22 protein-coding genes and 2 pseudogenes are annotated in these 25,331 nt (G+C 45.6%); 6 read left to right on the plus strand and 18 right to left on the minus strand.

Annotated elements, in window-relative coordinates; translation table 11 throughout:
* Positions 1–115: 115 nt before the first annotated feature.
* From B9A14_RS12420 to hpdB, 3 genes are all read right to left on the minus strand, one after another.
* Positions 116–1,438: an MFS transporter gene (locus tag B9A14_RS12420; RefSeq protein ID WP_084666018.1), complete on the minus strand. Its 1,323-nt coding sequence runs from the start codon at positions 1,436–1,438 to the stop codon at positions 116–118.
* 69 nt (positions 1,439–1,507) lie between these two features.
* Positions 1,508–1,780: a 4-hydroxyphenylacetate decarboxylase small subunit gene (gene hpdC / locus B9A14_RS12425; RefSeq protein ID WP_084666020.1), complete on the minus strand. Its 273-nt coding sequence runs from the start codon at positions 1,778–1,780 to the stop codon at positions 1,508–1,510.
* Between the two features lie 14 nt (positions 1,781–1,794).
* The gene (gene hpdB, locus B9A14_RS12430) at positions 1,795–4,506 is read right to left on the minus strand and encodes a 4-hydroxyphenylacetate decarboxylase large subunit (RefSeq protein WP_084666022.1); all 2,712 of its coding nucleotides are present in this window, start codon (positions 4,504–4,506) and stop codon (positions 1,795–1,797) included.
* 327 nt (positions 4,507–4,833) lie between these two features.
* Here hpdB and B9A14_RS18025 point away from each other — a divergent pair, with 327 nt between their 5' ends.
* The 4 genes from B9A14_RS18025 to B9A14_RS18115 are packed head-to-tail and all read left to right on the plus strand — an operon-like array spanning position 4,834 to position 8,350.
* Positions 4,834–5,499, plus strand: coding sequence for a LuxR family transcriptional regulator (locus tag B9A14_RS18025; protein ID WP_084666024.1), 666 nt, complete (start codon positions 4,834–4,836; stop codon positions 5,497–5,499).
* On the plus strand, positions 5,486–7,495 hold the full coding sequence (locus tag B9A14_RS12440; protein ID WP_084666026.1) for an ATP-binding protein: 2,010 nt from the start codon (positions 5,486–5,488) through the stop codon (positions 7,493–7,495). Before B9A14_RS18025 ends, B9A14_RS12440 begins: the two co-directional genes overlap by 14 nt.
* Before the next feature lie 30 nt (positions 7,496–7,525).
* A complete protein-coding gene (locus B9A14_RS12445; protein WP_084666028.1) occupies positions 7,526–7,924 on the plus strand; it encodes a response regulator in 399 nt (132 codons plus the stop codon).
* Positions 7,925–7,939: 15 nt separating this feature from the next.
* On the plus strand, positions 7,940–8,350 hold the full coding sequence (locus B9A14_RS18115) for a response regulator (protein WP_084666031.1): 411 nt from the start codon (positions 7,940–7,942) through the stop codon (positions 8,348–8,350).
* On the opposite strand, the pseudogene B9A14_RS18325 reads toward B9A14_RS18115, so the two are convergent.
* The 13 genes and pseudogenes from B9A14_RS18325 to B9A14_RS18035 form a co-directional block, all read right to left on the minus strand.
* Positions 8,326–8,801 (minus strand): annotated as a pseudogene (locus tag B9A14_RS18325) (transposase); the annotation flags it as partial. The gene B9A14_RS18115 and the pseudogene B9A14_RS18325 sit on opposite strands and share 25 nt — an antisense overlap.
* Before the next feature lie 112 nt (positions 8,802–8,913).
* Complete coding sequence (locus B9A14_RS12460) at positions 8,914–10,449, minus strand: recombinase family protein (protein WP_084666035.1); 1,536 nt, start codon at positions 10,447–10,449, stop codon at positions 8,914–8,916.
* Positions 10,450–10,877: 428 nt separating this feature from the next.
* Positions 10,878–12,137, minus strand: coding sequence for a group II intron reverse transcriptase/maturase (gene ltrA / locus B9A14_RS12465; RefSeq protein ID WP_231967747.1), 1,260 nt, complete (start codon positions 12,135–12,137; stop codon positions 10,878–10,880).
* A 195-nt stretch (positions 12,138–12,332) separates the two neighbouring features.
* Complete coding sequence (locus B9A14_RS18030; protein WP_269456741.1) at positions 12,333–12,458, minus strand: hypothetical protein; 126 nt, start codon at positions 12,456–12,458, stop codon at positions 12,333–12,335.
* 281 nt (positions 12,459–12,739) lie between these two features.
* Positions 12,740–13,129, minus strand: a complete 390-nt coding sequence (locus tag B9A14_RS12470) for a HEPN domain-containing protein (RefSeq protein WP_084666039.1) — start codon at positions 13,127–13,129, stop codon at positions 12,740–12,742.
* Positions 13,126–13,464: a nucleotidyltransferase domain-containing protein gene (locus tag B9A14_RS12475; protein WP_231967753.1), complete on the minus strand. Its 339-nt coding sequence runs from the start codon at positions 13,462–13,464 to the stop codon at positions 13,126–13,128. The genes B9A14_RS12470 and B9A14_RS12475 overlap by 4 nt, the downstream gene beginning before the upstream one ends.
* A gap of 180 nt (positions 13,465–13,644) precedes the next feature.
* Positions 13,645–14,514, minus strand: a complete 870-nt coding sequence (locus B9A14_RS12480; RefSeq protein ID WP_084666043.1) for a sensor histidine kinase — start codon at positions 14,512–14,514, stop codon at positions 13,645–13,647.
* Between the two features lie 583 nt (positions 14,515–15,097).
* A complete protein-coding gene (locus B9A14_RS12490) occupies positions 15,098–15,220 on the minus strand; it encodes an AgrD family cyclic lactone autoinducer peptide (RefSeq protein ID WP_084666047.1) in 123 nt (40 codons plus the stop codon).
* A gap of 332 nt (positions 15,221–15,552) precedes the next feature.
* Positions 15,553–16,833 (minus strand): IS110 family RNA-guided transposase, encoded by a 1,281-nt coding sequence (locus B9A14_RS12495; RefSeq protein ID WP_084663962.1) that lies wholly within the window; start codon positions 16,831–16,833, stop codon positions 15,553–15,555.
* Between the two features lie 284 nt (positions 16,834–17,117).
* A complete protein-coding gene (locus B9A14_RS12500; protein ID WP_084666049.1) occupies positions 17,118–17,747 on the minus strand; it encodes an accessory gene regulator ArgB-like protein in 630 nt (209 codons plus the stop codon).
* A gap of 186 nt (positions 17,748–17,933) precedes the next feature.
* A pseudogene (locus B9A14_RS12505) lies at positions 17,934–18,281 on the minus strand (sigma-70 family RNA polymerase sigma factor); the annotation flags it as partial.
* 72 nt (positions 18,282–18,353) lie between these two features.
* Positions 18,354–18,926 (minus strand): xanthine phosphoribosyltransferase, encoded by a 573-nt coding sequence (locus tag B9A14_RS12510; protein WP_172839217.1) that lies wholly within the window; start codon positions 18,924–18,926, stop codon positions 18,354–18,356.
* Positions 18,927–19,053: 127 nt separating this feature from the next.
* Entirely contained in the window at positions 19,054–19,809 is a 756-nt protein-coding gene (locus B9A14_RS18035) for a globin-coupled sensor protein (RefSeq protein WP_084666053.1), read from the minus strand.
* A 144-nt stretch (positions 19,810–19,953) separates the two neighbouring features.
* On the opposite strand from B9A14_RS18035, the gene B9A14_RS12520 reads away from it, so the two are divergent.
* The gene (locus tag B9A14_RS12520) at positions 19,954–20,787 is read left to right on the plus strand and encodes a patatin-like phospholipase family protein (RefSeq protein WP_084666055.1); all 834 of its coding nucleotides are present in this window, start codon (positions 19,954–19,956) and stop codon (positions 20,785–20,787) included.
* Here the strand turns inward: B9A14_RS12520 and B9A14_RS12525 are convergent.
* Together B9A14_RS12525 and B9A14_RS12530 are read right to left on the minus strand one after the other, a co-directional pair.
* Entirely contained in the window at positions 20,767–23,952 is a 3,186-nt protein-coding gene (locus B9A14_RS12525) for an S-layer homology domain-containing protein (RefSeq protein WP_084666057.1), read from the minus strand. The genes B9A14_RS12520 and B9A14_RS12525 overlap by 21 nt on opposite strands.
* 38 nt (positions 23,953–23,990) lie before the next feature.
* Entirely contained in the window at positions 23,991–24,413 is a 423-nt protein-coding gene (locus B9A14_RS12530) for a gamma-glutamylcyclotransferase family protein (RefSeq protein ID WP_084666059.1), read from the minus strand.
* A gap of 228 nt (positions 24,414–24,641) precedes the next feature.
* Between B9A14_RS12530 and B9A14_RS12535 the strand changes: the two genes are divergently transcribed.
* Complete coding sequence (locus B9A14_RS12535) at positions 24,642–25,304, plus strand: hypothetical protein (protein ID WP_084666061.1); 663 nt, start codon at positions 24,642–24,644, stop codon at positions 25,302–25,304.
* Positions 25,305–25,331 lie beyond the last annotated feature (27 nt).

Here is a 25,331-nt window from a genome sequence, read left to right on the forward strand (position 1 = left end):
TCTTTAAGACCCCCTTCTAAGTACAAAGGGCGGTGAACAAGGTGGCTTTATAGACTCTGTCTCTGACACTCAGTTCACCGCCCTTCCCAAATATAGTCTACAATTATTTGCCCTACTATGCCTTATGAGGGGTTCCCGTTTCAGAAGTTACCTGTAAGCTTTCCAACTCGTGGGCCAAATGGCTCGGTTCAGCTGCCAGGGGTAGACAAACAGCCACTAAGCAGGAAAGCGCATAAGCACCCAAGGCAAATAGGATAGAGTTGCGGTAGGAACCTGATATATCGTACAAATACCCCCCCATAAAGCTCCCAAAGGCTGGTCCAATACCCATAACGATCAGCGTTGCTAGACCCCAAATTTTTCCTAAACTTTTTCTACCGTAAATAGCCCCAGCATACCCTGCTACACCACCTGGTTCGATGGCCCAATACACGGCAAAAAGGATGCAAGCTAATAACCCAAAAACCATAGAAATTTTGGTGGCCAATAGGAGTAAACAAGCCAAAACCCCTACTGCAGGGGCAAAAATCAACATGATTTTTCTTCCCAGGGGTTCGTTTTTAACTGCCCCCACAACTTTATCAGCTACCATACCCATCAAAGGCATGGTAAATATACCGGCTATGCCAATAGCCACATAAAGATTAGTTGCTGAAGCCAAAGATAGCTTCACATCTTTTACCCAAAACATTATAACCTGGGTCCAGATTAAAAACTCCGCCACCATGCTGGTTAGGAAAGCTAAAATAGCTCCCCAGATGGCGAAGCGTTTAAAGGCCTCTCCTAGTGGCCATACATATTCAGGTTTAGTTGGGTCGCCCGAACCTGGGGCCAACCCAAAAGGCTTCAAATTATATGCTTCAGGGCTCTTCTTAGCTATAAGAGCAGCTACCACTAGGGCTATTAAAACTACCACGGCTAGAGCTTGCATGGCCGCCCGCCAATCCATAGTCAACAATATTTTTTTCACTCCCAGGCTTAATACCACCTGGGCTACAGGAGCTCCGGCAAAAGCCAAACCCCACATAGTTGCATAGGACTTACCTACAAACCACTTGCGTACTGAAACTGTAGAAGAAACCCAAAGCATACCAGTGCCTATACCAGCAAACAATGCATAACATAATAAATATTGCCAATAGTTAGTGACCAAACTAGTAAGGTAGAAACCCAGAGCCCCACAAACGGCACCGATAAAGTAAGCAGGCCTAGTACCCCATTTATCAATGATCATACCACTAAAGAAAGCGGTGATAGCATATATGCTCATCATCAAGGAATATCCCAGCGAGGTCTGGGAAACTGTCCAATTCATGCTATCCCGCATGGGACCTAAAAGTACCGAAAATGTAGCGCGATACCCGAACAAACAGAAAACAGCTAGCCATGCGGCAGCTACTACCATGTTTCCCATTTTTCTTGCTTCTCTTTCTTTCATGACTTTCATCTCCTCTAAAGGGATTGGGATTGGAGGGTGCAGGAGCCTGCACCCTCCTTAAAAATTAGTCTATTTAGCCGCGTTATACATTTCGCAGGTAACCGCAATTAATTCGCTGTAGGTCCAGGGCTTGCTCTTTTCCGCTTCGCAGGTTCCTATAAATTCTTCTGTCTCGCTGGCACTAAAGTGACTGCAATTTTTACACTTTGGTAGTGCTGTAAAATTAGGGCACACGGGACTATCGATAACTATCAGTTGTTCAGTACGTCTACAAATCCCTTTAGCTACGTCTACCGGGATAAAATTCCGGCAATCATTATGCTTAAGATCTATATTGGTCATAGATATTACACCCCTTATACAGCTTCATATTCAGTTCTTGCAATGACTTCATCTTGGATAGGCTTACCTAATTCAACCCAATACTGAGTGAAGCCTGCTACTCGCACCATGAGGGTTCGGTATTGTTCCGGATGGGCTTGGGCGTCTTTAAGCATCTTAGAATCGACAATATTGTATTGAATATGAAACCCACCTCTTCTCATATAAGCGCGGGTAAGCTCTAAAAGCTTCCTAGAACCCCCTAGCCCCCTAACGGCACTCGGATGGATCTTTAAGTTCAACTGGGAATTCTGGGACTTGGAGTGATCCCAGACCGTAGCTGAAGTAAATATAGCGTAAGGCCCGTTTCGATCTGTTCCCGGATAAGGTGACATAGAGGCATCAGCGAAGGTGGTACCTGCCAAGCGACCGTCTGCTGAGGCTAGGGTAGCCGCACCCATGGGGCCATGGGTAGAAACTGAAATCTGGCAGGCGTAAAGAGGCTTGCCATATAGAGACTCGTACTTGCGGCACATAGAGCAGAACCACTCTTCGTATTCGGCCAGAATAGAATCTACATAGGGATCGGCATTTCCGTACTTAGGAGCTAACAAGCAATCACTGTGAATTTGATCGTACTTCTCACCGTCCTCTCTCTTTTCCTGCATAGCCAGGGAGTAGCTACCCACCTCTTCCGCCGTCTTAAATCCGAAGTTAGCTAATATAGCTTCTCTCAATTCGTCTAGGGTGTACTTTTTCTCATCGTAGACTAGTTTTTTGATCGCAGCCAAAGAGTTGACCATGTTTATGGTCCCACAACTTTCCACATTGAAGGTAGCATTATATCGGTAGCCAAGATGGCCTATATGGTGCCCCTTCTCTAGACAGTCGGGTTTCAAGAGAGAGTTGAATATAGCCATATTGACTTTCCGCCATATATCGTGCTGGATATTGTTACACTTGGCCAGACAATTTACTGTCTGCTCGTAATAGTCTTTGAAAGCCTCCCAGAGTTCTTCAAAGGTTTCCAGTTTTTTATTGTGAGGTTCATACACCTGCGTACCTGTTCTATGGTCATAACCGTTGAACAAGACTAACTCCAAAACCTTTGGATTGGATATGAAGTGTACACCCACGCTAGTTGGCTGGCCCGCGCCGCCGGGTATTACATATTTCCTGCCATTAAGAGTCAATTCATGCCAGGCACAAGGTGAAGTCTCCAGACAACCACCAATTGCAATGGCTCGAGCTTCTTCCACCGTCATTCCTTCGGGTCCATACTGGTCACATAAGAACTCTATAGCCACCCGGTTATTCATCCACGCCGGCATACCTAAGCCTGTCTTACAACATTCTATGGCTTTTAACAAGAAGTCTTCTGGTAGTTTCTCATCGTACAGCACCGATAAGGTTGGCTGCGGTGTCGGGCATCTTATAGCTGCTTCTAGGATGAGCATCTCCAGTTTGTTAGAAGCGGGCTGACCGTCCCTAGTCAGGCCCCCCAGGCTGACATTATTGAACGTGTTACCTGATAATACGCCGCCAACTACACCCATGGAGGCAAAACAGTCAATACAAGTAAATTTCACTCGGTGCAACTCCAGAAGTTCTATGGTCTTCTCCTCATCTATCCGGCCAGCCTCCATATCCTGTTCCCACCAAGGATAAAGAACCTGTCCCAACCTACCTGGAGACATGCCGGAAATAGCATCTTCATTAAGTACAGCGATGTGAATGAAATAAGTAAGCTGCAGGGCCTCATAGAAAGTCCGCGGTTGCTTCGAGGAAATCCATTCGCAGCAATCAGCGATCTGGTCATATTCTGCTTTACGCTGCGGATCTGAAGTAATAGAAGCCAGCCGTCGAGCTTCTTTAGCGTAGTTTCGTATCCAGGCTTGAATGCCTTCTAGCACCAGGATCACGGCTTCATAGAAATATAACCGATCCATCCCTATAAGGCCGTCTCCATCGGCTTTACCTGCCACTTCGGCTTTCTTTTGCCTTGCCATTTCGATAAGCCCGTCGATACCGTATTGGAGCGGGTAATAATAGTTGATTACCTCGCGGCCTTGGGGAAGGGTATAGCCCGAGTCAAACATGCAAATTATACTGCGCATTATTTTTTCTTTTAGCGGATATTCTGGGACCATCTGCTCATATTTGTGGCCCAGATCCTCGACTGACTTGCCCACCCAGGCCCGGGCCAGTTTAAGTAACGCCGGGACCTCTTCTTTGCGAATACCAAACTTTCCAGCAATGGAGACTACATTTCCGAAGCTCTTGGTTACGTTACCGCCACCTGCGCCGAATTTAGTAACCTCGTCAGCACTGGCGCTACCCCGCTTTAAAGCATCCTGGTAAAGCTCATCCTCTTTAGCCACGAAGAAACTTTCCGACAACCAGGGCATAGGGAAAGAGCCTCTATAATAGTAGGCCTTTCCGCCCACTAGTAACTCTCCAGGAAAAATGGTGGGAGTAAGATGGGAAAAAGCATGCTTTAAAGCCGCTGCCCGGCGAACAACCGGAAGTTCGCCCTCTAATTCTTGGTATTTACGGGTATACCAGTAAGGAAATTCAACGGTCACAGAAGACAACGTATTATAATATAATTCCAGTAATTTTTGCGCTCTCGGGCTTGGATTTTTCTTAATCTCACGATCTACCATTTCTTCAGGTGCTTGACCACCGTACTGAAAACTTAAAGGTATTCCCTTCTCTTTCAAGATATCCGCAAGCTTCTTCGGCATTAAAAAATCCCTCCTGCCCTTGTTTACAAGGTTTTTCTCTCTAACAAAGATCGGGATATGCTTAGAAATATGGTCTTAAGGTTATCCCCTTACTTCACCTCCCCTATAACTTCTTGTGTTTAATTTCACTGTAACATGCCTCGGAAGCTAAGGAAATTGGCCATCAGTTTGAAAAAAGAAGGATAAATACCCTATATCCTGCCTTAGTACTAGTTCTAAAGATGTAATTTATAAACTCAAGGCAGGAAAAACAGGAGAGCAAACGAAATATAAAAATTAAAGCCCCAAAAACTCCGTAGACCCTTTAAAGGGAGAAGTGAGGTAAAAGTGCCAGGCCTCTGGCCTTCAGAACCCCTACTACAACTACAAACACTACAGGATTTACTGTCTGAGGAGTTAGGCCTTTGCCTGGTTTTGGTGGACGAGGAAGGTAGAGAGGTTACGTTGCCTTCGGGTTTACCATTGACTTGTTATCACGCGGAAAGCCAAGGCGAGGATTGTCGTGCTGAGCTTTTAAACCTTATCGGACGGGCCAAGCTAAATAGTGAACCAGTCACCCGGCAGTGTCGCCAAGGGTTATATTGTATGGCATATCAAATTCGCTTAAATCATGAACATAAAAAGTTATTTTTGGTAGCCGGTCGTACCCCATGTTTAGACATTTTACAAAAACACTCAAGGTTGCTAATTGCTATTTATTCTCTGCCACTCTGTTTTAGTATTCACGAAAATATTCCTGAAGGCTCCCGAGTAAAAAACGCTTCCGGTCGCGTTGGTTATGACCTGACCAGCCAGGAAAAAAGGATTTTGTCTCTTATCGGGGCTGGCTTGTCTAATAAAGACATCGCGGCCAAGCTTTATATAAGTGAAAGTACAGTCAAAACCCATGTAACCCATATCTTACAAAAATTGAATCTCTCCAATCGTACAGAAGCAGCCATCTTTGCAGTGGAAAATGGGTTAGTGGTGAGGGAGCATCGTGAAAAGAATTAAAAATTGGCAATTGTTTCCTACTATTTATAGTTACTTGTTGTCTTCCATCGGGTTGGTACTGCTCTTATCCTTACTTTTATTTACAGCCTCCTCTTTAAGTATCTTTTTTGCCCGTAACCAAAATAACATCAATAACCTTCTGGACCGCTCCCTAGCTGTGGCCTGGCAAGAATATAACCTCTTTTACGAAAAGGCTTTAACTTTATTATCACCTCTGGGCTCCCTAATTGGCGATGAAAAAAAATCCTCTCCCTATATGGAGTACATCTCTAAACTATTAGATAGCCAGGAAGAAATTGATTTTTGGCTTATTGTCGACCATCAATCCCATCTACCGGCCCAACTTTCTAAGCTTGTCTATAACAGTTGGCAGCAAAAGGATATAATTACCTGTTCTGAGGTTATATCTCTCTCTGAATTGAGCCTAATAGATTCCTCTCTAGTTAAAAAAGCGCTAGTTGAAGTAAAAGATACTTCTGGGCAAGGTTTACATTATTTTGCTCCTGTCCTGGTACAAGTCATTGTCATGCCACTTACTACTAAGAATTCTAGCTTACAAAGGGCTTTAGTAGTTGGACATATATTAAATAATGATCATGGTACAGCTGATCGCTATTCAACCAAAATCCCAGGTTCCTATCTGTCTATCGGTGTAAACGGTATACGTGTATCAGCTAATATTCAAAGCCCTTCCGGTTCTGATTTTGTAGGAGGTATTCAAAGCGGAATTCTTTTAAAAACGGTTCAAGAAGGTAAAAGATATATAGGCCAAGCGAAGATAGAGCCCAACGAGATACATTTTGTAGCCTCGGATCCTATCAGGGATTTTGAAGGTAATATAATAGGAGCTTTAAGTGTAGGGGTTCCCTCCCAGGGACTGGCCAATCTAAAACGGGATACTTTACTATCCATTTTTATATCTGCCTTCGTCTGCCTGAGCGTCGCCATGGGCGTAGCTTCCTTTGTCGCCAGGAAAGTGGCCACTCCTCTAGTAGTTCTAAGTCACTTGGCTAAGGAAATTTCCCAAACGGAGAGCATTATTTCTGACCATATTGACAAACTAGAAGCTCAACCGGTGGCCAGAATACGAGAGCTTTGGTATTTACAGCGCTGTTTTACGCGGATGGCCAAAACTCTTTACCAAAAATGTCAAGAAAATCAAGCTTATTTAGCTGAATTGGAAAAAGACAGAGAGGAACTGCAGCGTCTGACCAGTGAGTTACAACAAGTAAACCTTTCCCTTGAAAAAAAAGTTGAGGAACAAACTCTCGAATTACGGCAGCTAATAGCAGAGCTTAAAACCCTTAACACACTTAAGTCCCAATTCCTAGCTAATATGAGCCATGAACTCCGTACACCTTTAAATTCTATCATCGGCTTTTCTGAAATGTTATATGACGAACTGTATGGACCACTCAACACAACCCAAAAGGAGTACTTGGAAATAATTCTTAGTAGTGCCCGCCACCTCTTGCAGATTATAAGCGATATCCTGGACCTATCACGGATAGAGCAAGGTAAGATCGCCCTGAGCAGACAAAAGGTCAGCTTGGAAGAACTCGTCCGTTCAGTAGAAAGTATAATCCGTCCCCAGGCTGAAAACCGTCATCTCTCTTTATTTGTCCTTCTACCAGATAAGCTACCTATGATTTATGTTGATCCTACTCGAATTAAGCAGGTACTCTATAATCTCCTCTCCAATGCAGTAAAATTTACACCCTCCGGAGGAACCATTACTATCACAGCTCATTATAACAACCAAGAAATAGCCGTATCCGTGGAAGATACAGGTATTGGAATTAAGGAAGAGGACCAAGCCCGCGTATTCGATGAGTTTTATCAAGCAGAAAGCTTATATGAAAAAAAATTCGACGGGGTGGGCCTAGGACTACCTTTATCCAAACGTTTAGTTGAGCTTCACGGCGGTCGTATTGAATTGCAAAGCAAGTTAGGGAAAGGCACTAAAGTAACCTTCTATTTACCTCTCCACTCTTAAAGCCCTAGAATAAAGAGGAGGAAACCTTGTATGGAAAACCCAGAACAAAATGCGCCACTGGTACTTATTGTGGAAGACAATCCTGCTAACATGCGTTTAGTATGCGATCTTTTGCACGTCCATGGTTTCCGGATTTTAAGAGCCTTTAATGCACTAGAAGCCCTAAAAATTATTCGCCACAACCCCCCCGACTTAATTTTGATAGATATTTCCCTTAAGGGTATGGATGGTTTATCTCTTGTTAAATTATTAAAAACTAATCCAGCTACTAAAAATATCCCCATTATAGCCCTTACTGCACACGCCATGAAACAAACTGAAGAAGATGCTTATGCTGCCGGCTGTCAAGGTTTTATTGTTAAACCCATTAATACCCGTTCCTTCCCCTCTCAACTCCGTGAATTTCTGTCGGGGAAACATTCAAAGTGAGGAGAGGAATAAACCTTGCTAAGACCTGGCATAAAGATATTAGTTATTGAAGACGATCCAAACAGCGCAAGGCTTTTGCACGACCTCCTTACAAGGCAGGGCGCCATAGTTGTCTGCGAAAATAACGGTCCCGCCGCTATGGCGCGGATCGAAAAAGAAAATTTTGATTTAATCCTCTTAGACCTCCGCCTACCAGGACAGAACGGCTTTGTGGTAGCAGAACATTTAAGACGACACCCAGCTTCCGCCAATCTTCCGATAATCGTTATTAGCGCCTTTGCCGATCGTCAAAATCGCTTGCGAGCTTACGAGGCAGGAGCCGATATTTTTTTAAGTAAGCCCATCGATGTTCAAGAGCTCTTGCTTATTATAAAAAACCAGGTAGACCGTAAATTTTTTAAAGGGTCGGTAAACTGGGCTCCCTGATCGCTATTCATTATCTCGGGCTTAGCTTTAGCAATTGCTTCTTTTACTGCTATTAGCACAAAGGCTGTCTCTAAGCACTGGTCCAGGGCCCAGCTTACTACAAAGCGGGTGTACCAGTCCGTGATGCCCACCAGGTACATCCATCCCCAGACTAGCCGGATGTAGGTGATGTCTATACCCCAGACCTGGTTGGGGTAAGTAATAGGAAGGCCCCGCAGCAAGTAGGGGTATACTCGATGCTCGTGGTTTCTCTTGTTTAAGTTAGACTTGGGATAGAGATGACAGGTATACCCATTTCTCGCATGTGGCACTGGACGCCTTTGCGTTAACCGGAGATCCCTTCCGTCGAAGCTGGGCCGTAATGCGCCTGGAACCGTAAAAGGGAAACTCGGTAATATACTTCGTCGATATGGTGTTTTATGGCTATTTCTTCTGGGGAAGGGAGCACTGGGTGGCGTAGCTAATTGCAAAAACGACCAGAAATTCATGATCTAAATGACCTTCGCAAACTGCTGTTCGAATTTGCTAAGATACTAAGAAGGGACAACTTATAGGACCCACACTCACTGATCGTACCTGTCCATCGAAGCCGCCGGGATGATGATCCGCCTGCAAAGGCTATTATCAGTCTCCGGCCGAGGTATTTTAGCCAGAACTGTAATGTTTACTTCCGACAGGTTATACCTTCCGGAGCTGACACGTCCTGAAATGATAACCTGTGTCACCAGTGCCCTGATTAGCGATTTCTTGGACGTAAAATCCAGGTCATTTAGCCTACTTAATACCTCCTGGGCCAATCTGCGTAACTCCTCTGTCCTTTGTTCTAGGGTTCCAGCCCCTTGGAAGACAGCCATAAGCTCCCTATGGCGCTGCTCCAAACTTTCCTTTCGCCGTTTTAACTCAGCCAATTTATTTTTTGTTTGATCATCCAATTCTAGGAGGCCAGAAGCCAGTGCATCCAGGATGGCCACCTTTCCCTTCTCAACTTCTTTTAAATGCTTCTCAATGCGCTCTATCTCCTTACTTATCTCTTCCACCTGGGGGGAAGATTCTAAGGCAGCTTTAACCAGCCTCTCAGGGTCCTTAAGCCAAGAACAAACCTGTTCCCACACCACGTTCTCCAGGGGTTCTGCCAAAAGCATCTTGAGAGGCCTGCACCCCGGATTTTTTGTGCCTTGGCTGTTTTTCCTGCAAGTATATCGCCGTTCCCTAACCCCCCACCATTTAGAGGATACCCCGGTCATGCTGTTGCCGCAATCAGCGCAGGTAATCAACCCACTTAAGAGATAATTGTGTCGACCTCGACCTGCCCATAAGCGCCGGGCCTCCTTCAATTTCTTTTGGGCTTTCTCCCAAAGGTTAGGGTCAATGATGGGAGGAACTGAAATATCTATATCTTTATATCTCCACCTTCCCGTATATACCGGATTAGTTAATATCTGTCTTACTACCATCCGGTGCCATAAACCTTGTCGTTTACGGGTCGGTATTCCTAAATCATTTAACCGCTTAGCCACACCATTAACCCCTATATCTTCCTGAACAAACCACTGGAAAATATTCTTCACCACCGCTGCTTCTTCTTCCAATATCGACACTTTGCCCCTCTCCGGGTCGTAGTTGTAGCCATAGTTGTAAAAACCTATGGGAATACCACCCTGCCTGGCCTTCTGGGTCTTCCCCCTGATCATACGCTCACGGATCTTCTCTTTTTCAAACTCAGCAATAGCCCCTCTGATGGCATAAAACATGCGGCCTTCCGGGGTATCCTGCCAGGTGAAGTCCAGGAAATCAAGCCGTACTCCAGCCTTCTCAAATTCCTCCGTGAGAAGTAGCTGGTGCGCCAATCTCCTGGATAAGCGGTCCGGGTCGCGCACGATTATAACGTCTATACGGCCTTCTTGAACTGCTTCACGTAAAGCGTTCAACCCCGGCCTGTCCAGGGTGGCCCCACTCACACCTTCATCAGCAAATTCTAATATCACCGCGGCACCTAACGAAATAGCCCGACGGTAGCAAGCCTCACGCTGCTCCGCCAGGCTATAACCATGCTTTACCTGCTCCTCTGTGCTAACTCTTAGGTAGATTGCTGCCTGCACTTTGATCTACAGGCCTCCAATACCTTCTGGGCTAGTAGTCGGTACGCATCCCGCAGTCCTGTACTGTCTTCTGAGGAATAAATAACCTTCAGGTTAACAGGAAAATTCCCCGAAGCCTTCAATTTACGGTTTTTACTTGGCACCGGTCATCTCCCCTTCCCCTATTATTTTACGAAGGTTCTAGATTGTCCTACTACAGGAAAAGGACTCCAGATAAAGGAGCCCTTTTAGTCTTAATAAAACGCTTTGAACCTCCAGCCTCTTTCAGTTTTTTCCTCGCCGTCAAGGACGTTATCCCTCACCAGTAGTCTGAAGCTCAGGAAGGCCTGCATGGGCAGACTCTCCGAATGGTCCCTATATCGAGTAGGAGGGGGCGGCTAGCCCCCGTCCTCTCACACCACCGGACATGCGGGTCCGCATCCGGCGGTTCACCAAGCTTGACGAAGACAAGAATAGCGTTCGGTTAAGCTCATGAGGCCCTGGGACTGCCAATAGGCATTACCCAGGGCTCTATTCATTGGACCATGAGCCATCCACCATGGCCCTTTGCGAGCATTAGCAAATTGATGTACCACCCATTCCGGCAGTCCCAATGCGCGTAGCTCCCGATATCTGGTCCGTACTCGCTTCCACTGCTTCCAGAGGCACATGCGCAGCCTCCTCCGCATCCAGCCTTCTATCTCCTCAAAAACGCTGGGCGTTTCGGCCAGGGCAAAGTATCCTATCCACCCGCCCAAATAGGCGTTGAGACGCTCTATGCGTTCGGCCATACTCACGGGTTTATTCCGGGCAGTTATCTCCCGAATTTTCCCTTTCACCCGCTCGATGGTCTGAGGCGCCAGGCGGATAAGAATTTCTCCTGTCTTGCGCTTGTGCATGCTAAACCCCAGGAATTTCAGTTTCCACGGCCGGTCTACCGCACTTTTCTGCTCGTTAATTTTGAGCTTCAACCGTTCCTGCAGGAACTTACGGATACTTGCCATGACCCTCTCCCCCGCCCGCTTGCTCTTGACGTAAATGTTGCAGTCATCAGCATAGCGGACAAACTTGTGGCCCCTCTTCTCCAGTTCTTTGTCCAGGTCGTCCAGGAGTATGTTGGCCAAAAGTGGACTTAAAGGCCCGCCCTGCGGCGTCCCTTCCACCGTCTCTACGACCACCCCGTTTACCATGACACCTGCCTGGAGATAGCGACGGATAAGGGTAAGCACTCTCTTATCTGTCACTTTTCGGGCCACTCGGGCCATGAGTATGTCGTGGTTGACCCGGTCAAAGAATTTCTCTATGTCCAGGTCCACGACCCATTCGTATCCTTCTTCCACGTATTGACGCGCTCTCCTTACCGCATCATGGGCTCTCCTCCCAGGCCGAAACCCGTAACTGGCCTCCGAAAACTGCGGGTCGAAAATGGGCGTCAATACTTGCAGGAGAGCCTGCTGGATCAGGCGGTCCATTGCGGTAGGTATCCCTAATAGCCGCTTGCCTCCCCCGGGTTTCGGGATTTCGACCCGGCGCACGGGCTTAGGCCTATAGGTACCTGTAAGCAATTCCTCCCGGATGCGCGGCCATTCGGCACGAATTTGGTCCCGAAGCCGTTCGGTCGGGATGCCATCTACGCCGGGCGCGCCTCCGTTCCGCTCTACCCGCCTCAAAGCGGCCAGCATGTTGCTTCTTTCCACCACCTGCTCCATCAGGCCGCTACCTTGGCCTCCGCGAGGTGACGTCCCGCCTTGTGCCGGAGAAGAACTCGGCCCTCCCCCAGTCCCCCGTGGCTTCACCACTTCCTCCTGTGGGCAGGCCCCTTCCGGGGTTTTCTGCTTTCTTCGCCCTTCTCGCGAACGCACCAGTCCCACCTCTGACTTGATGTTCGGGCCTTCCCCTGGAGTTCATGACCCCCAGGGTACTATGCCCAAAGCTTCCTCCTGCCAGTTCAGCCGTGCCTTCCGACACGGGTTACCAGCTCTACCTGGCTTATCCGGCAGGCCTCCCCGGGTAAGAGCGTTAACCTTCACCCCGCGCCCGCCCCATATACTCCGCCGTCCTTATGTCTGCCTGGGATTTCGCTGTGTTATGCCAGCTCATCCGAACGGCTTAGCCTCTTATGGGGTTCTTGTTCATCGGGCCGTGGCTTTGCCTCCGGCTTCCTTCGGATTCCACCTCACGATGGACACCCTTGCCTTCGGCTAGCAGGCTCGTGCTGCCTCGCCTGCAGTGGACTCTCACCACCAAGTTAACGCCCATGCCGGGCGCACATAAACAGAGTGCCCGGCAAAACGCCGGGCTGGACAGATGGCTATTCTGATATATTAGATAAGAACGTGCTAACTTCGTCTATCAGGGACCTTACGGCGTCTTTCGCTTTCTCTGTCTCCTCCAGGGTAAAGCTCTTAAAGTCATCATAATCGGCCTCGGTCCTCAGATTAAAAAGTATTGATAGAGTTGTGCTGGCCTCTTTGCTTATTAGGCCAGGCTTCACAAACTCACGGTTAAACAGAGAAATAACACCGCTATGCTTAGCTGAATCCAACCTCTTAATCGCCAGCAATGCCCTTGCCGCATGAAAGGCCGCATAGTAAAAGCGGTTGATAGCCCCATTATAAGACCCTACTTCTAGTAACTGCTCTCCCTCCCGAAAGGTTCGTTCCGCTTTTTCCAGGCGCCACCGGCTTAACTCTATGCTCATAGAGGAATTCCTTCTTCCTGGAGGGACTTATAGAAATGCGTCTCCTTAAATAAGGGCGCTGAATAGCGATCAGCGGACATAATTACTGGCGATACTACAACATCATGCTTTAAATTTACCTCTACGGCTGCCTCGATTATGGCCTCTCTGGCAGCGCTGTCTTCCCTTTGCACGAGTACGAGTATATCAATATCCGACTCTGGAGTAGCGGTGCCGCGGGCTACCGAGCCAAATAAGCGAATCCCCAAAAGGTTCGCACCTAGCTCTCGCCTGAGAAATTCACAGAACTCCTTGATAGCTTTGTCGGCTCTATCTGGTATAATATTTTGGGTCACGGTGACAATCCCTCCTAAACCCTGATTATATACCATCTGCCCTGCACTTACCAGTATTTACAAACTAAGGGAGCCTCACAAGATCCAGCCTCCCCCAAAACATCCCGGATTGTGTACTCAACTTCTGAGGGTGTACTCGCTACTGTTCACCTTCTGGACCTCAACTTCCCTGGGCTGCGCTTATCTAGTTTTTTGAATTGTATTAAGAGTTAATACCTGTCTACATGGGCTCTTAGGTAGCCTTACCGTAAATACTGTTATTCCTTCCTCAACTCGCGAGTCAAAAGAAATGATTCCACCGCATTCAATCACCAAATTCTTAACAATAAACAAACCCATGCCAGACCCTTTCTCTCTCTTGGTCGTAAATCCAGGTTCAAAGATCCTTTCTTGAATTTCAGGCGCAATAGTACCGGGATTGGTTATTTCAAATACAAACCAATCAGCTTCTTCGTCAATTCTTATTTTAAGCCATTTCTCAGCATAAAAGCTCGTCTCATAAATAGCATTATCAAGCAAATTGCCCAGAATACTTACCAGCTTTTCTGGAGATATAGAAAGCCCGGCTAAGTTAGTAGTTATTTCTAACGAAGCTTGTAGATAACTAATGGTTGCCAGCTTGCTGCTAATAAGAGCAGCAACCTCCGGTCTTTCCAAACAGACAAGCTTTTCTATTTGAATCAAGTCCTTAGATAGTCGCTTAATATAATCAACCGCCTCATTATCTCGCTTCATTTGGATAAGTCCTAATATTACTTGTAAGTGGTTTATAAAATCATGATGCTTAGACCTCAAGGTAGTGATCAATCTCTCGGCTTCTTCCAATCTTACCATTATCTTTTCGGCTTCCCTTTCCTTATCGGCTAACCTTAGCATTTCCTGGACTACCCAAAGACTTGAAATCATCGAAGCAATGATGATACACAAAACAACGAAAATGGGTATTCTAAAACTCGTAAAAACATCAAAAACATAATTATAAGCTAATAAAAGGAACAAGAATAACTGCAGTAGGAGCAGGTCTACAAACAATAGCCACCTTTTCTTCATTAATTATCCCTGCTTACCTGTTTTTCGAGAGGTTTAGTCAACGTAAACCCAAACCTACTATTAACTATTAACATTATTACCAGAAAAACATTTTCTGTATGTCCTATTAATACGTGTAACCAAGGGTTGCTTAAGACATCCGTTACACTTAGTTGGAAAAACTGTATTATTAGTATGGATATACCTCCACCAAGCATTCCCAGGCTCGAGCTAACCAGAGCAGCCCCCAGAGCAATCCCCCAATTCACTTTACCGATCGTTCTTATTAAAAGGGAAAAAATCAAAGTAAGAATAATTGTATGAGTGCCAAGGGGAATATGGTAATGACCATATATTCCCCGAACTATCCATACCGCAACCCCATAAGTAATACTAAGGGTTATAAGAGTCCTTAAGCTGCTTCTATAACCGAATAAACGCAAACCAGTCATAGACAATAAGAATGCATTTATTATATGTAAAAAAAGTAGGACTCGAAGGTCCTCCAAAATAGCCCATCCTCCCTAAAAAGAGGATCTCAAATTTTTTTTTATAATTCTCAAGTTCTTATCCTTTCACTTCAAAGCTACTTCGTCCACACTGCCTACTTAAGTAACTTGTTAGGCACTTCAGGTTGGTAGGACCACGGACCGGTAGCAGCAGCGACATTGGCAAAAGCCAGTAAACTGAGCAAAGTCGCCGCTAAAATAATTAGAACCCGCCTCATTCTTATCCCCTCCTATCTCAATTTTTTGCTTAAATCTCCCTCTATCTCTCGCTCTCTTAGATTTTCAAGTTTTTCATCCTCCATCTAAGAAACGAGAGAGAAGGGTTAAAAATTACCATGGGTATTTTTGAGTATTTTTTATCCTAAGGTTTTGGGTGGACCCTCACCTTAAAATTCGCCCCCAGGCTACCCTATCATTTCTCGCAGGGTCTTGCCCTTTCATTCCTTCGTCCTGCCTTAAGGGGGCGGGTGGGGCCTGCCTTTACTTAATTACAGGGTCTATGCCCTTATGGAGGGATTTGGCTTCCCCCACCCAAAACCTCCCTAGCTCTTTAAGCTACTTTCTTTAGTTGTTCTTCCCGGTATTTCCCTAATACTTTGCTGGCATCATATTCCTTCTTCTGGGTAATAAGGGTAAACATCACCCGCACTAGCTTTAAAGCCACAGCTACTAGAGCCTGCTTCCTCGTTAAAGGATTTTCCGGCCTCTTTAGGAAATAGTGATATAGCGCTTTAAATTCTTTGTTCTTAGCCACTAGAATAAGGCTCACCTGGTAAAGTAGATTCCTTAGCCCCGGCCGACCCCTCTTGGATATGGTGGTCTTGGCCTTCTGTTTCTTCCCCGATTTCTGGGCCGTTAGGTTATAACCAGCTAGTTTCCGTATCTGTCTCCAGTGCTGGTATTTCGCTGGGTCACCTATCTCCCCTAAAAAGCCTGCCGCTGTTACTACCCCTACCCCAGGAATGCTTAAAAGATAATTCGCTAAACCTGTCTCCTCTAGGTATCGCCCCATGGCTTCCTCTGTCTTCCTTATTTGACCTTGGTAAAACTCGATTTCTTCCAAGCAGGCTTGAAGTTTGACTTTAGCCCCTTCTAGCCCTTCTTTAACACCTATGCTCTTTTCTGCTGCTTGCCTTAGAGCAAGAGCCCTCTTTATCCCTACTCTACTGTTCGAGGCCTGTTTTAGCCCTTCTTCTAGTTCTTCTAACTTTAGGCTTAATATGTCCTTAGGAAAGGGACAGTTCCTTAAGACCCACTGGGCTGCCTTGCCTAAAAGACTCTTAAATACTTCCATTAGCTCGGGAAAATATTCATCTACTATGGCTTTAAGCTGGCAGAGGGCAGCGTTAAGTTTTTTGTGTTCCTGCTGCCGGGTAATATAAAGGGTCCTCAGTTCTGCATATATCCCTTCCGGTAAGATGCAGTGCAAGAATTTGCCCTCTTTTACCAGTTGGGCTATAAGGCCTGCATCCTTGCGGTCGTTCTTGTCTTGGCTATTGTCTTCCATCTCTTTGCTGTTTTTAACGTGATAAGGATTTACAATTACTACAGTGTAACCTGCCTCTTTTAGGAAATAGGCTAGAGGTTTCCAGTAGTGTCCTGTGGGTTCCATGCCTATAATGATACGTTCCGCCTTCTCTTTCTCCTTGGCTTCGCTTATTTTCCCTAGTAGACGGCAGAAACCTTCTCTGCTATTATGAAAGTAGAACGGTTTTACTACGTCGATACCCATGCTGTTATATATCCGGGCGTAATGGTTTTTCTTAGCTACATCCACTCCCACGATCAGCACGTTGCCATAAACTAAGGCTTTCTTTTCGGCCTTTTGCATCGCTTGCTCGCCTCCTGGTATCTGAGGTTTTGTCGTTCAATTTCTTTCTACCAGGAGGCTTTCTTATTGGCAACGGCTATCCTAAATCATTACAGGAATGCTTTTTATAAAGTGCAAGTGTATAAAGTCAATAATAGGAACACCTCTAAAGGCACAAATCATACCGTGAAAGTATCTCTCTCGCAGCCTGTTCTCAGAACTTAGCTTTAGCAGCTTAGACCATATACCCGCTTCTTCTTAAATATGTTGCAGTTTAATTATCGCTCCATAGATATATCAGGTCTTTATGTAAAATGTTTAAGCAAGGCATCCATTTTCCCTACTACCCTGTAGCCTAATGGTGTAAGGGTGAACAATTGCCATGCCATGCCCAAACAGCTAGATAGTATCATCTTTCTTCCAATAATCTCTACAACAAAACTCAGTTCCCAAAGACTTACGATACCCCAAACGGTTAACAAGGAAAAAGAGATAATTCTTAAGTACCTTCTTTGCAGCTGAGAGGAAATTGGTTTTCCTGGGGTTTCTGCTGGAACGTATCTATAAATAATATAGAATCCGACAAGAAACATAATAATGGGTATAGATATGAGTAGCGTATAATTGTAATTGGGATGGAAGTACATTTTTACTAGATATCCAAATACTGAAAAAACGCTCACTCCAATTAAATTACATCGTAATGGCGAGGAAGCATGGGCACCGCCAGAAAAAATCCTAAACACAGAAGCAGTAATGGCTGCGGCCAATACATAGGGGAGTATTCGTAACAATAAAGCTATAATAATTAACGCAATATAACCAGAAATGCTCGTTAAAAACAAGCGCAGACCAAATAAAATTATCTCCACATCTCGTCCGGATTCATTAGCCAAATAATGTGCCGCTCGGTTTAATAAACTGCTGCCGCCCATGATAAGATTATATTCGCCATAATTTGCCTGTATCCTTCATCTTCTATTAATTAATTTGGGTGAGTAATAGATTGCTCATATCATCAGGGACAGAGGCAAATACCGGATACGCTATTACAACAACCTGCAGGATGTGTTGCGGAGGAAGACGGGCCATTACAATCTCATGCTACCCTTTGTAATTCAGATTTCATTTTCAATACACCGGGCAGCATAGGTAGCCAGTTTAGTTCCCTTTTCGGAATTAAAAGTATTGATGGCTTTAATTAAACCTATGGTACCGATGGAGATAAGATCGTCCATGTCCTCGCCCGTTCCTTCAAACTTTTTAGTAATATGGGCCACGAGCCGCAAATTACGTTCAATTAAAATATCCCTGGCTTCCCGGTCACCTTTTTTAAACTTCTCTAGGTAATATTGTTCTTCCTCCTCGCTTAAGGGCTGTGGGAAGGCATTGTTGGATAGATAAGATAAAAGCAAGGCCAAACCCTTAAGGACAGAAAGAGCCACCAGCGCCAGGATAGTAGGCACCATCTAAATCTTTTCCCCTCCCTTAAGGTAACTCACGGTTTTATAATATGGGCCCCTGGCGTTAGTGGTGCTTGTTCAATTCAAAAATTCTATCTTTCCTCCTGAGAGGCTACCTATCCGTACTAGGGACTCTAACCGGATACCTTGCTTCCGCAAATATTCACCACCGCTCTGGAACACTTTTTCTATTACGGTGCCTACGCCCACCAGCTCTGCGCCCGCCTGTTGTATAATTTTAATAAGCCCTCTAACTGCTTCACCTGAAGCTAAAAAATCATCAATAATAAGCACGCGATCCCCTGGGCCAAGATAGCTGCCTGCTACCACTATATCTACCACTTCTTCCCTCGTAAAAGAGCGCACCTTTCCGCAGTAAGCATCTGAACCAATGGTGGAGGGTTGCTTCTTTTTGGCAAATACTACAGGCACCCGCAAGGCCAAGCCGGTCATAAGGGCTACCGCTATTCCCGAAGCTTCCACCGTAAGCACTTTAGTTACTTTATCTTGAGCAAAGCGTCGGGCAAACTCTTCCCCTACTTTAAGCATTAAGACGGGATCTATCTGGTGATTTAAAAAGGAATCCACTTTAAGTATATCTTCAGATATTACTTTGCCTTCCTGGCTTATCTTCTCCTTCAGCAGTTCCACAACATCCCCATTCAAGGCCTTCACCTCATATGGTCTTAAAGTTTCAAACGGAAAATTCGACCTAAAAAGAACCGCAGCGCCAGGATGGTAGGCACTAGGTCCCTGGCGCTCACGGTACTTGAATTCTTTACCTAGATTCCCGCATCCCTTCAAGGAGAGCAAAATTCTCCCTGACCTTCTGGGCTATATCTTGGGCCGACTTGGAGGTACGCGCAGCTAGCTCACGCACAGCCTGTGCCACCACTGCAAAGGTTCGCCCATGTTCTCCCGCCCGCGCCGCTTCAATAGAAGCGTTCAAAGACAAAATTTTAGTTTGATCGGCGATATCACTGATTATGGAGGCTACAGCAGCTATCTCTTGATGGAAGTGAGTAAGTTTATCGAGCTGATCTACTATGTAGCTCTCAATAGCCAACTCCATATCAAAAACAATACGCTTAATAAAGGCTTCCATCAGGCGAAGGCATAATTCTGGGTCCTCACGGTTATATTCCCATATAATCCGTTGAATGCTCTGGATATACAAGCGGTAAGCTCCTAAGTACCACTTGGGATAAAGCCCAATCTCCTGGTGCTTTTTCCCGATGCTCAGCCGCCAACGGATATAGTTATCATCGATCTTTTCATCAGTTAGGCTTATGAAATATTCCTTCTGGGTTTTAGATAGCCTTTCTACAGTGCTGTGCTTATTGATGAGGGAATTAAGATAGGGATATTTTAAAAGATAATCATAAAACTCCTTTACTACCCGGTCAGCTTCTCGGATAAAATTTTCCCGTTGGCTATGCATCAACTTCAAATCTTCTTCTGTTATTTGAAGAAAATTTAGCTGTTCGTGATAACTCTCTAACAAACGTTTATCCGTTAATATATCAACAGCCATTGTCCTGCCCCCTAGTTTTTAGTAATTAGAACATATTTCGCTCTGAAGATGGATTTTCCCTTTCAAAAATTTTTTAGAAACCTTCCATCTTGAGAGGGCATATCTTACTCATGTAAGAAATCTCACTGGTGGAGAATCCTGGCTATGCGTTTCGGTCTCGCCCTGGGAGGTGGGGGGCTTAAGGGGGTAGCCCACCTCGGAGTCCTTCAAGTGCTGGTAGAACACCACCTTTATCCCGACCTGGTCGTGGGTACCAGCGCCGGCTCCATCGCCGCTGCCCTCTTCTGTAGCGGAAAAATATCTAATCTTAAGGCCCTCGAGGAACTGGCTCAATTTGTTAATTCTGGTAAAAATTTTCTAAAGGGCTGGCCATCGGGTCTATGGGAAGGAAAACTCCTTGAACAAATACTAAGAAAAACTTTAGGCACCCTAAAGTTTAGTGAACTAAGAATACCCATGGCCGCAGTCGCTTGCGACCTTTATAGTGGTAGCACAGTAGTTTATACTTCTTTAACCCCTCCTCGTCCTCTTCCAGCCGGAATAGTGTTGGGCGGTAATATCGCTGTTTGGCAGGCGGTTAGGGCTAGCATCTCTTTACCAGGTCTTTTTTCCCCTGTCCCTATAGGACCTCACCTACTAGTAGATGGGGGTGTAACCAGCAACGTCCCTGCTGATATTGCGCGCTTCCTAGGTACCTCCGTTGTAATTGCGGTAGACCTTACTACCAAACAGACACCGCGTTCCTTTACCCATGTTGGGGAAATTCTATGGCGAAGTCTAGAGATAATGGGCAGCCGTTTGACAACGACAACCCTAGCTCTTTATGCCGACTTGGTTCTCTCCCCCCTTAAAGACCTAAAGGATCCCCCAAGTTTCTGGGAAGTTCGCCGTATTAAGGAGTTAGTGGAGGCAGGAATAACCTCTACCCGCACAGCCTTGCCTAAGATTAAGGAATTGTTAGGAAAACATACTCTCTAATAGTCCCCAAAACCGGTGGATAAGCGCTGCAGCCTCTGCACGGGTAAGAAGGGCTTTAGGCCTAAGAAGCCCTCCCGGGTAACCGCGAAGCAAGCCTTGTACTACTGCCCATTGCACTCCCTTTACCGCCCAAGGTGATACAGATTGTCCATCGATAAAAACTTTTAAGCTATAAATATCACCTTGCTGTTCCTTATCTTGTCCCCCCTCTGTAAGGTTTCCCTCTGTACGGGAAACCTCGCTGTGGGCGACAACCCGCTCTCCTTCACCAGCGCCCCCCAGGCTTCTAAATAAGATTAGAGCAGCTTCTTCCCGTGTCACACCGTTTAGAGGACGAAAGGTGCCATCCTGGTACCCACCCATTATTCCTACCTTTGTAAGGTGTCCAATGGGACCTGCATACCAGACTCCTGGAGGCACATCCGGCCATCGAATTTGGCCTTCTCCCGGAAGCTTCAGTACCCTATCGAGAAGGGCAGCGAATTCTGCCCTCGTGATTACCTCCTCAGGGGCAAAAAGACCCTCTCCCCTCCCATAGATCAATCCCCTTTGGAACAAGACGGTTATAGCTGGATAAGCCCAGTGGGTAGAAGGGACATCTTTAAAATCATCTCCTCTTTTTTTAGGAAGCGGTCTGTTATTATCTTTGTTTTCATTCTTAAGGCTATAATTGGTAGTACCATTCCCTGATTCGCTACTCTCTGTAAGGCCTTGCTGTCCCTCGTTCGGCTTATAAACAATAGTCGCCTTGGCCTCGGCCTCCCAGCCGGCCCCATCACGGAAGATAACTATTACCCTCCGTTCACCCGGGGGGCCAGGTAGAAGCTCCCACGTTTTAACTTTGGAAAAAGGTTCCCATGGCCCCACAGGGCCACCCTCGTTAGATATAGATATCTCCTTTATACCGCTCGTGTCCTCACCCTGGAATCTTAGTTCTACTGTTAGCTGGGAGGTCTCTATAGCACCTCCATTAATTAATACTTGCAAGTTAGATGGTGGCTGTCGGTCTAGAAGTAACCGTCCTTCAAGCCGATTAGTATTACCTTTCCCATCCTTAGCTTCTAAGACCAATATATACCAGCCATCGGGCATTTCTGCCGTCTCCCAAACTAAGTTTTCTTGTAAATGGCGCCCTTCTTTCCCCCACCATATCCTCTCCATTACCTTTTCCTCTGAAGGACCGTAGACAGCCAAGGTGGCTTTATCCAACCAGGTTTCTTCATATACAGCTACCTGCAATGTTAAGGGATCCCTAGTAAGCCATTTTTCCGCTGGGTAAGTGAGGGTAAGTTGAGGAGGCCTACCATCTAAATAATAGGCATAAACCGCCCATGGTGAAAAAAATATTTTACCAATTATAGGTTCTCCATGTCCTTCAGGATTTAAGTCTGGGTGATAAGGTCCATTACTGCTTCCCCAAAAATTTAGGGGAGCAGTGAGTTCCAATTCTGACTGAGCCTTCACTCCTGTGGTATTGTTAAAAATATCATTGCGGCTTAAATCTACTTGAGCCTGGGTTATACCTTCTAAATCTAAGCTGGTATTGTTGGCGGTGAGAAGGCCACCTGTAATCACCCCTTCTATTTCTCCCGCCATACGGACTCCAGTATCATTCTCCTGCCAAGCACAGCGTGAAAAAAGAAATTCCAAAGTTGCATTGATATCGGCACCTATGGTGTTCCGAGTAAAAATATTATCCTCCAGGTTTACTTGGGTGGACTGGGTAACAAGCAATCCTGTACCATTGTTTTCCCACAAGGACCCCGAAAGGGTACTTCCCCTGCTCCCGGTTAATAAAACTCCCGTTGTATTATTACGGAAAGCAGAAGTTGTGATATTTACTCCTTCGCTTTCACTCACCTTAAGGCCTATCGGCCATCCTTCCACCATAAGGCCTTCTATATTCAGGCTCTGACTCCTTAAAATAAGGACACCTGAGGCAACTCCGCCTGTAATTTCTAACGGCCGTCGGATTGTATTGTTCCTTAAGTTTCCGCTAGAAACAGATTCCACAACAATACCCTGGCTGGTAGATACCACGCTATTTTGTTCAGCCGTTATCCTTTGAGCTTGATTTACATGTATCCCTGTAGCAAACCCTTCTAAGATGTTATTCTGCATCACTACGTCTCCGGTTGAAATAAAAGATAAACCTAGGTCTCCAGGACCTTTTATCTGGTTATTTTTAAGTTCTATATAGACTGGGGTACTTAAAGGAAAGGTTTTTATGGTTATAGCAGGAATGTTAGGAGAGGGTGAACCTGTATAAGCTCCGCGGCTGATAAAATTTTCCCTTAACTTTACTGTTCCAGTCTGGACATCCAGGGCTGTCCTATCGCCACGATGGAAAGAAGTGGTATTTATATTTACCTCACCATTAGCACTTATTTTGATAAGGGGTAAACCTTCTTGACTAGCCTCGATAGAACCACCTTGGATGCTTACAAAAGTAGTCCCTGCCTCTATCCATAAGGCGGGACCAGAAAGGGGGTTATCAGGTTTACCCCACTGGCAGCTGTGAAACTCAAAGTAAGTAGAAGGATGGTTACTGCTTAGGCCGCTAAAATAAATTCCCCCCTTCGTGTGGCGCTCAAAGGTAACCGAAGAGAAAACACCAGTAAAATCTTGAACCGTATAGGCTACTAATACCCCATAATTTAATCCTCGAGCCTCTCCACTGTGCCATTCTAACTTGCCGTCGCGTTCAAACTTTACCGAAGCGTTCCCCTCAATTACCATGTTCTCTAAGCGGAGTTGTAAAGGGTAAGAGGCACCAACCCCGGGAGCATAGATACCGCTGGCATTTACACTGCTCACTGATAAACTACCGTTACGGATAGTAGCATTATAGACTTGGCTTGTGACCGTAAGGGCATTTTGGTTCCACGGAGCCCTAACTCGAGCTCCGTTTAAATCTAGGATAAGATTAACCTTTAACTCCAAGATTTCATCCCTAAACTCTCGACCTGGCTCAACTACTTTAATAAAATCTCCTGACTGCGCGGTATCTAAGGCTTCTTGTAAGGTGTTAAAGTATCTCCCTTGAGTTTCGTTATAAACTGCATAAGTAACCTCCGCAACAGCCTGAGTTCCCGTCCCTCCTACTATAAGGGCTAAACTCCATCCGACTAGAACTGCTAAAATGCCTTGGAATAGCTTCTGCAACTTCCCGTCACCTCATTACCCTTATTCGCCCTTTTCCCCTATTTTTCCTCCTTTGGAACATTTTTCGACAAAATATGTGATTTTCTTCTAGGGCGGGGTTTCCAGGGTTGTTCCTCCCAAGGGATAGCTGTTTCCCGGTGTACCGGTCGCAACCAAAAGTAGAGCCATGCAGTCATTTTTTCTCCGGTTTCTGCCAACACTACTGGCCACAAGCGGCGGCGGTAAAGCTTACCATTGTCCTCCAGCTTATCGATGCATAGAAGAAGCTCTAAAGATACTTCGTATAATTCCCCCCGTACTACTTTACCCTTTTCAGGTATAGCACCGGGAAAATAAGGGGTTACTGCATATAGCCCTACCTCGTAGGCCATAGCTTCTCCTAGGAAACGAGCTTGTTCCAAAAGCCAATGGTTTCGCCTACCTCTAAGGAGAGAACCATACACAAAAAGGTTCTCCGGCATCCTAAAGCTCCCTTTCGGTCTTCTTATGCTTCCTTAAGCCCTTTCTAAACTTCCTAAAACCCGTTAGACGCATATCCCAGGTTTTCACTGGAAAAAGCCCAGTCCAGCTTGAAATAAAAAGGTATATTGCTCATGCTCTTCTACAGCTAGTATACTAAAAAAGTGAATATCATGTAGCTTACTGTCAAGATAGATTCGAATTAAGATAAATCCGAGGTGAAAACGCTGATGCCAGACACATTACGAATTGCCTGGAGCAGCACCCATCAGGAATTTTTGATAACGGATAGTTATTATTTCTCTATCCTAGCTAAAGAAAGTCAAAAACAGGGGCTTATCATCGAGGAAGTATCCGAGTTCCCCAGCCTTTTCTTATATGATGTAATTGTTTTCAATTACCCGGAGCAACCCTTCTCTGAGGAAGAGATTAGCCAAATAAAAAGGGCAGTTATCGAGGGACACAAGAGGGTAATATTTGCTGCCCATTTCCAAAATAAAGACAATGTCGCCTACATATGCTCTCAAGTTGCCCAACATTTCGGGATGCGGGCTTCCCCCGGTGAGGTGATGGACCGGGAAAATTGTCTCATAGATGATCCTTATATAATAGTAACTTCCAACGTATTAACTTATAATCAAGGCGTACAGAAGGTAGTCTTTCCTTATACCGCCCCGATAGAAATATATGGCCCTGCCCGGATCGTCCTTAAAGGAATGGCCACTACCTATACAAAAGAAGGACAAGCCTCTCCTATCTTAATGGCAGAAAGGGTTTTAGCTGGAGGGGGAAGCTTCCTGCTTTCGGGAAGCTGTGTTTTCTGGGATAATTTCTCTATAGGGCAACTAGATAATCTTAAGTTTATACTCAACTTATTAAAAGGCCCCTTTTAAAGCTTTTTTATCCTCGCCTCCTGGTTT

This window comes from Thermanaeromonas toyohensis ToBE (assembly GCF_900176005.1).
Taxonomy (GTDB): domain Bacteria; phylum Bacillota; class DSM-521; order Neomoorellales; family Neomoorellaceae; genus Thermanaeromonas; species Thermanaeromonas toyohensis.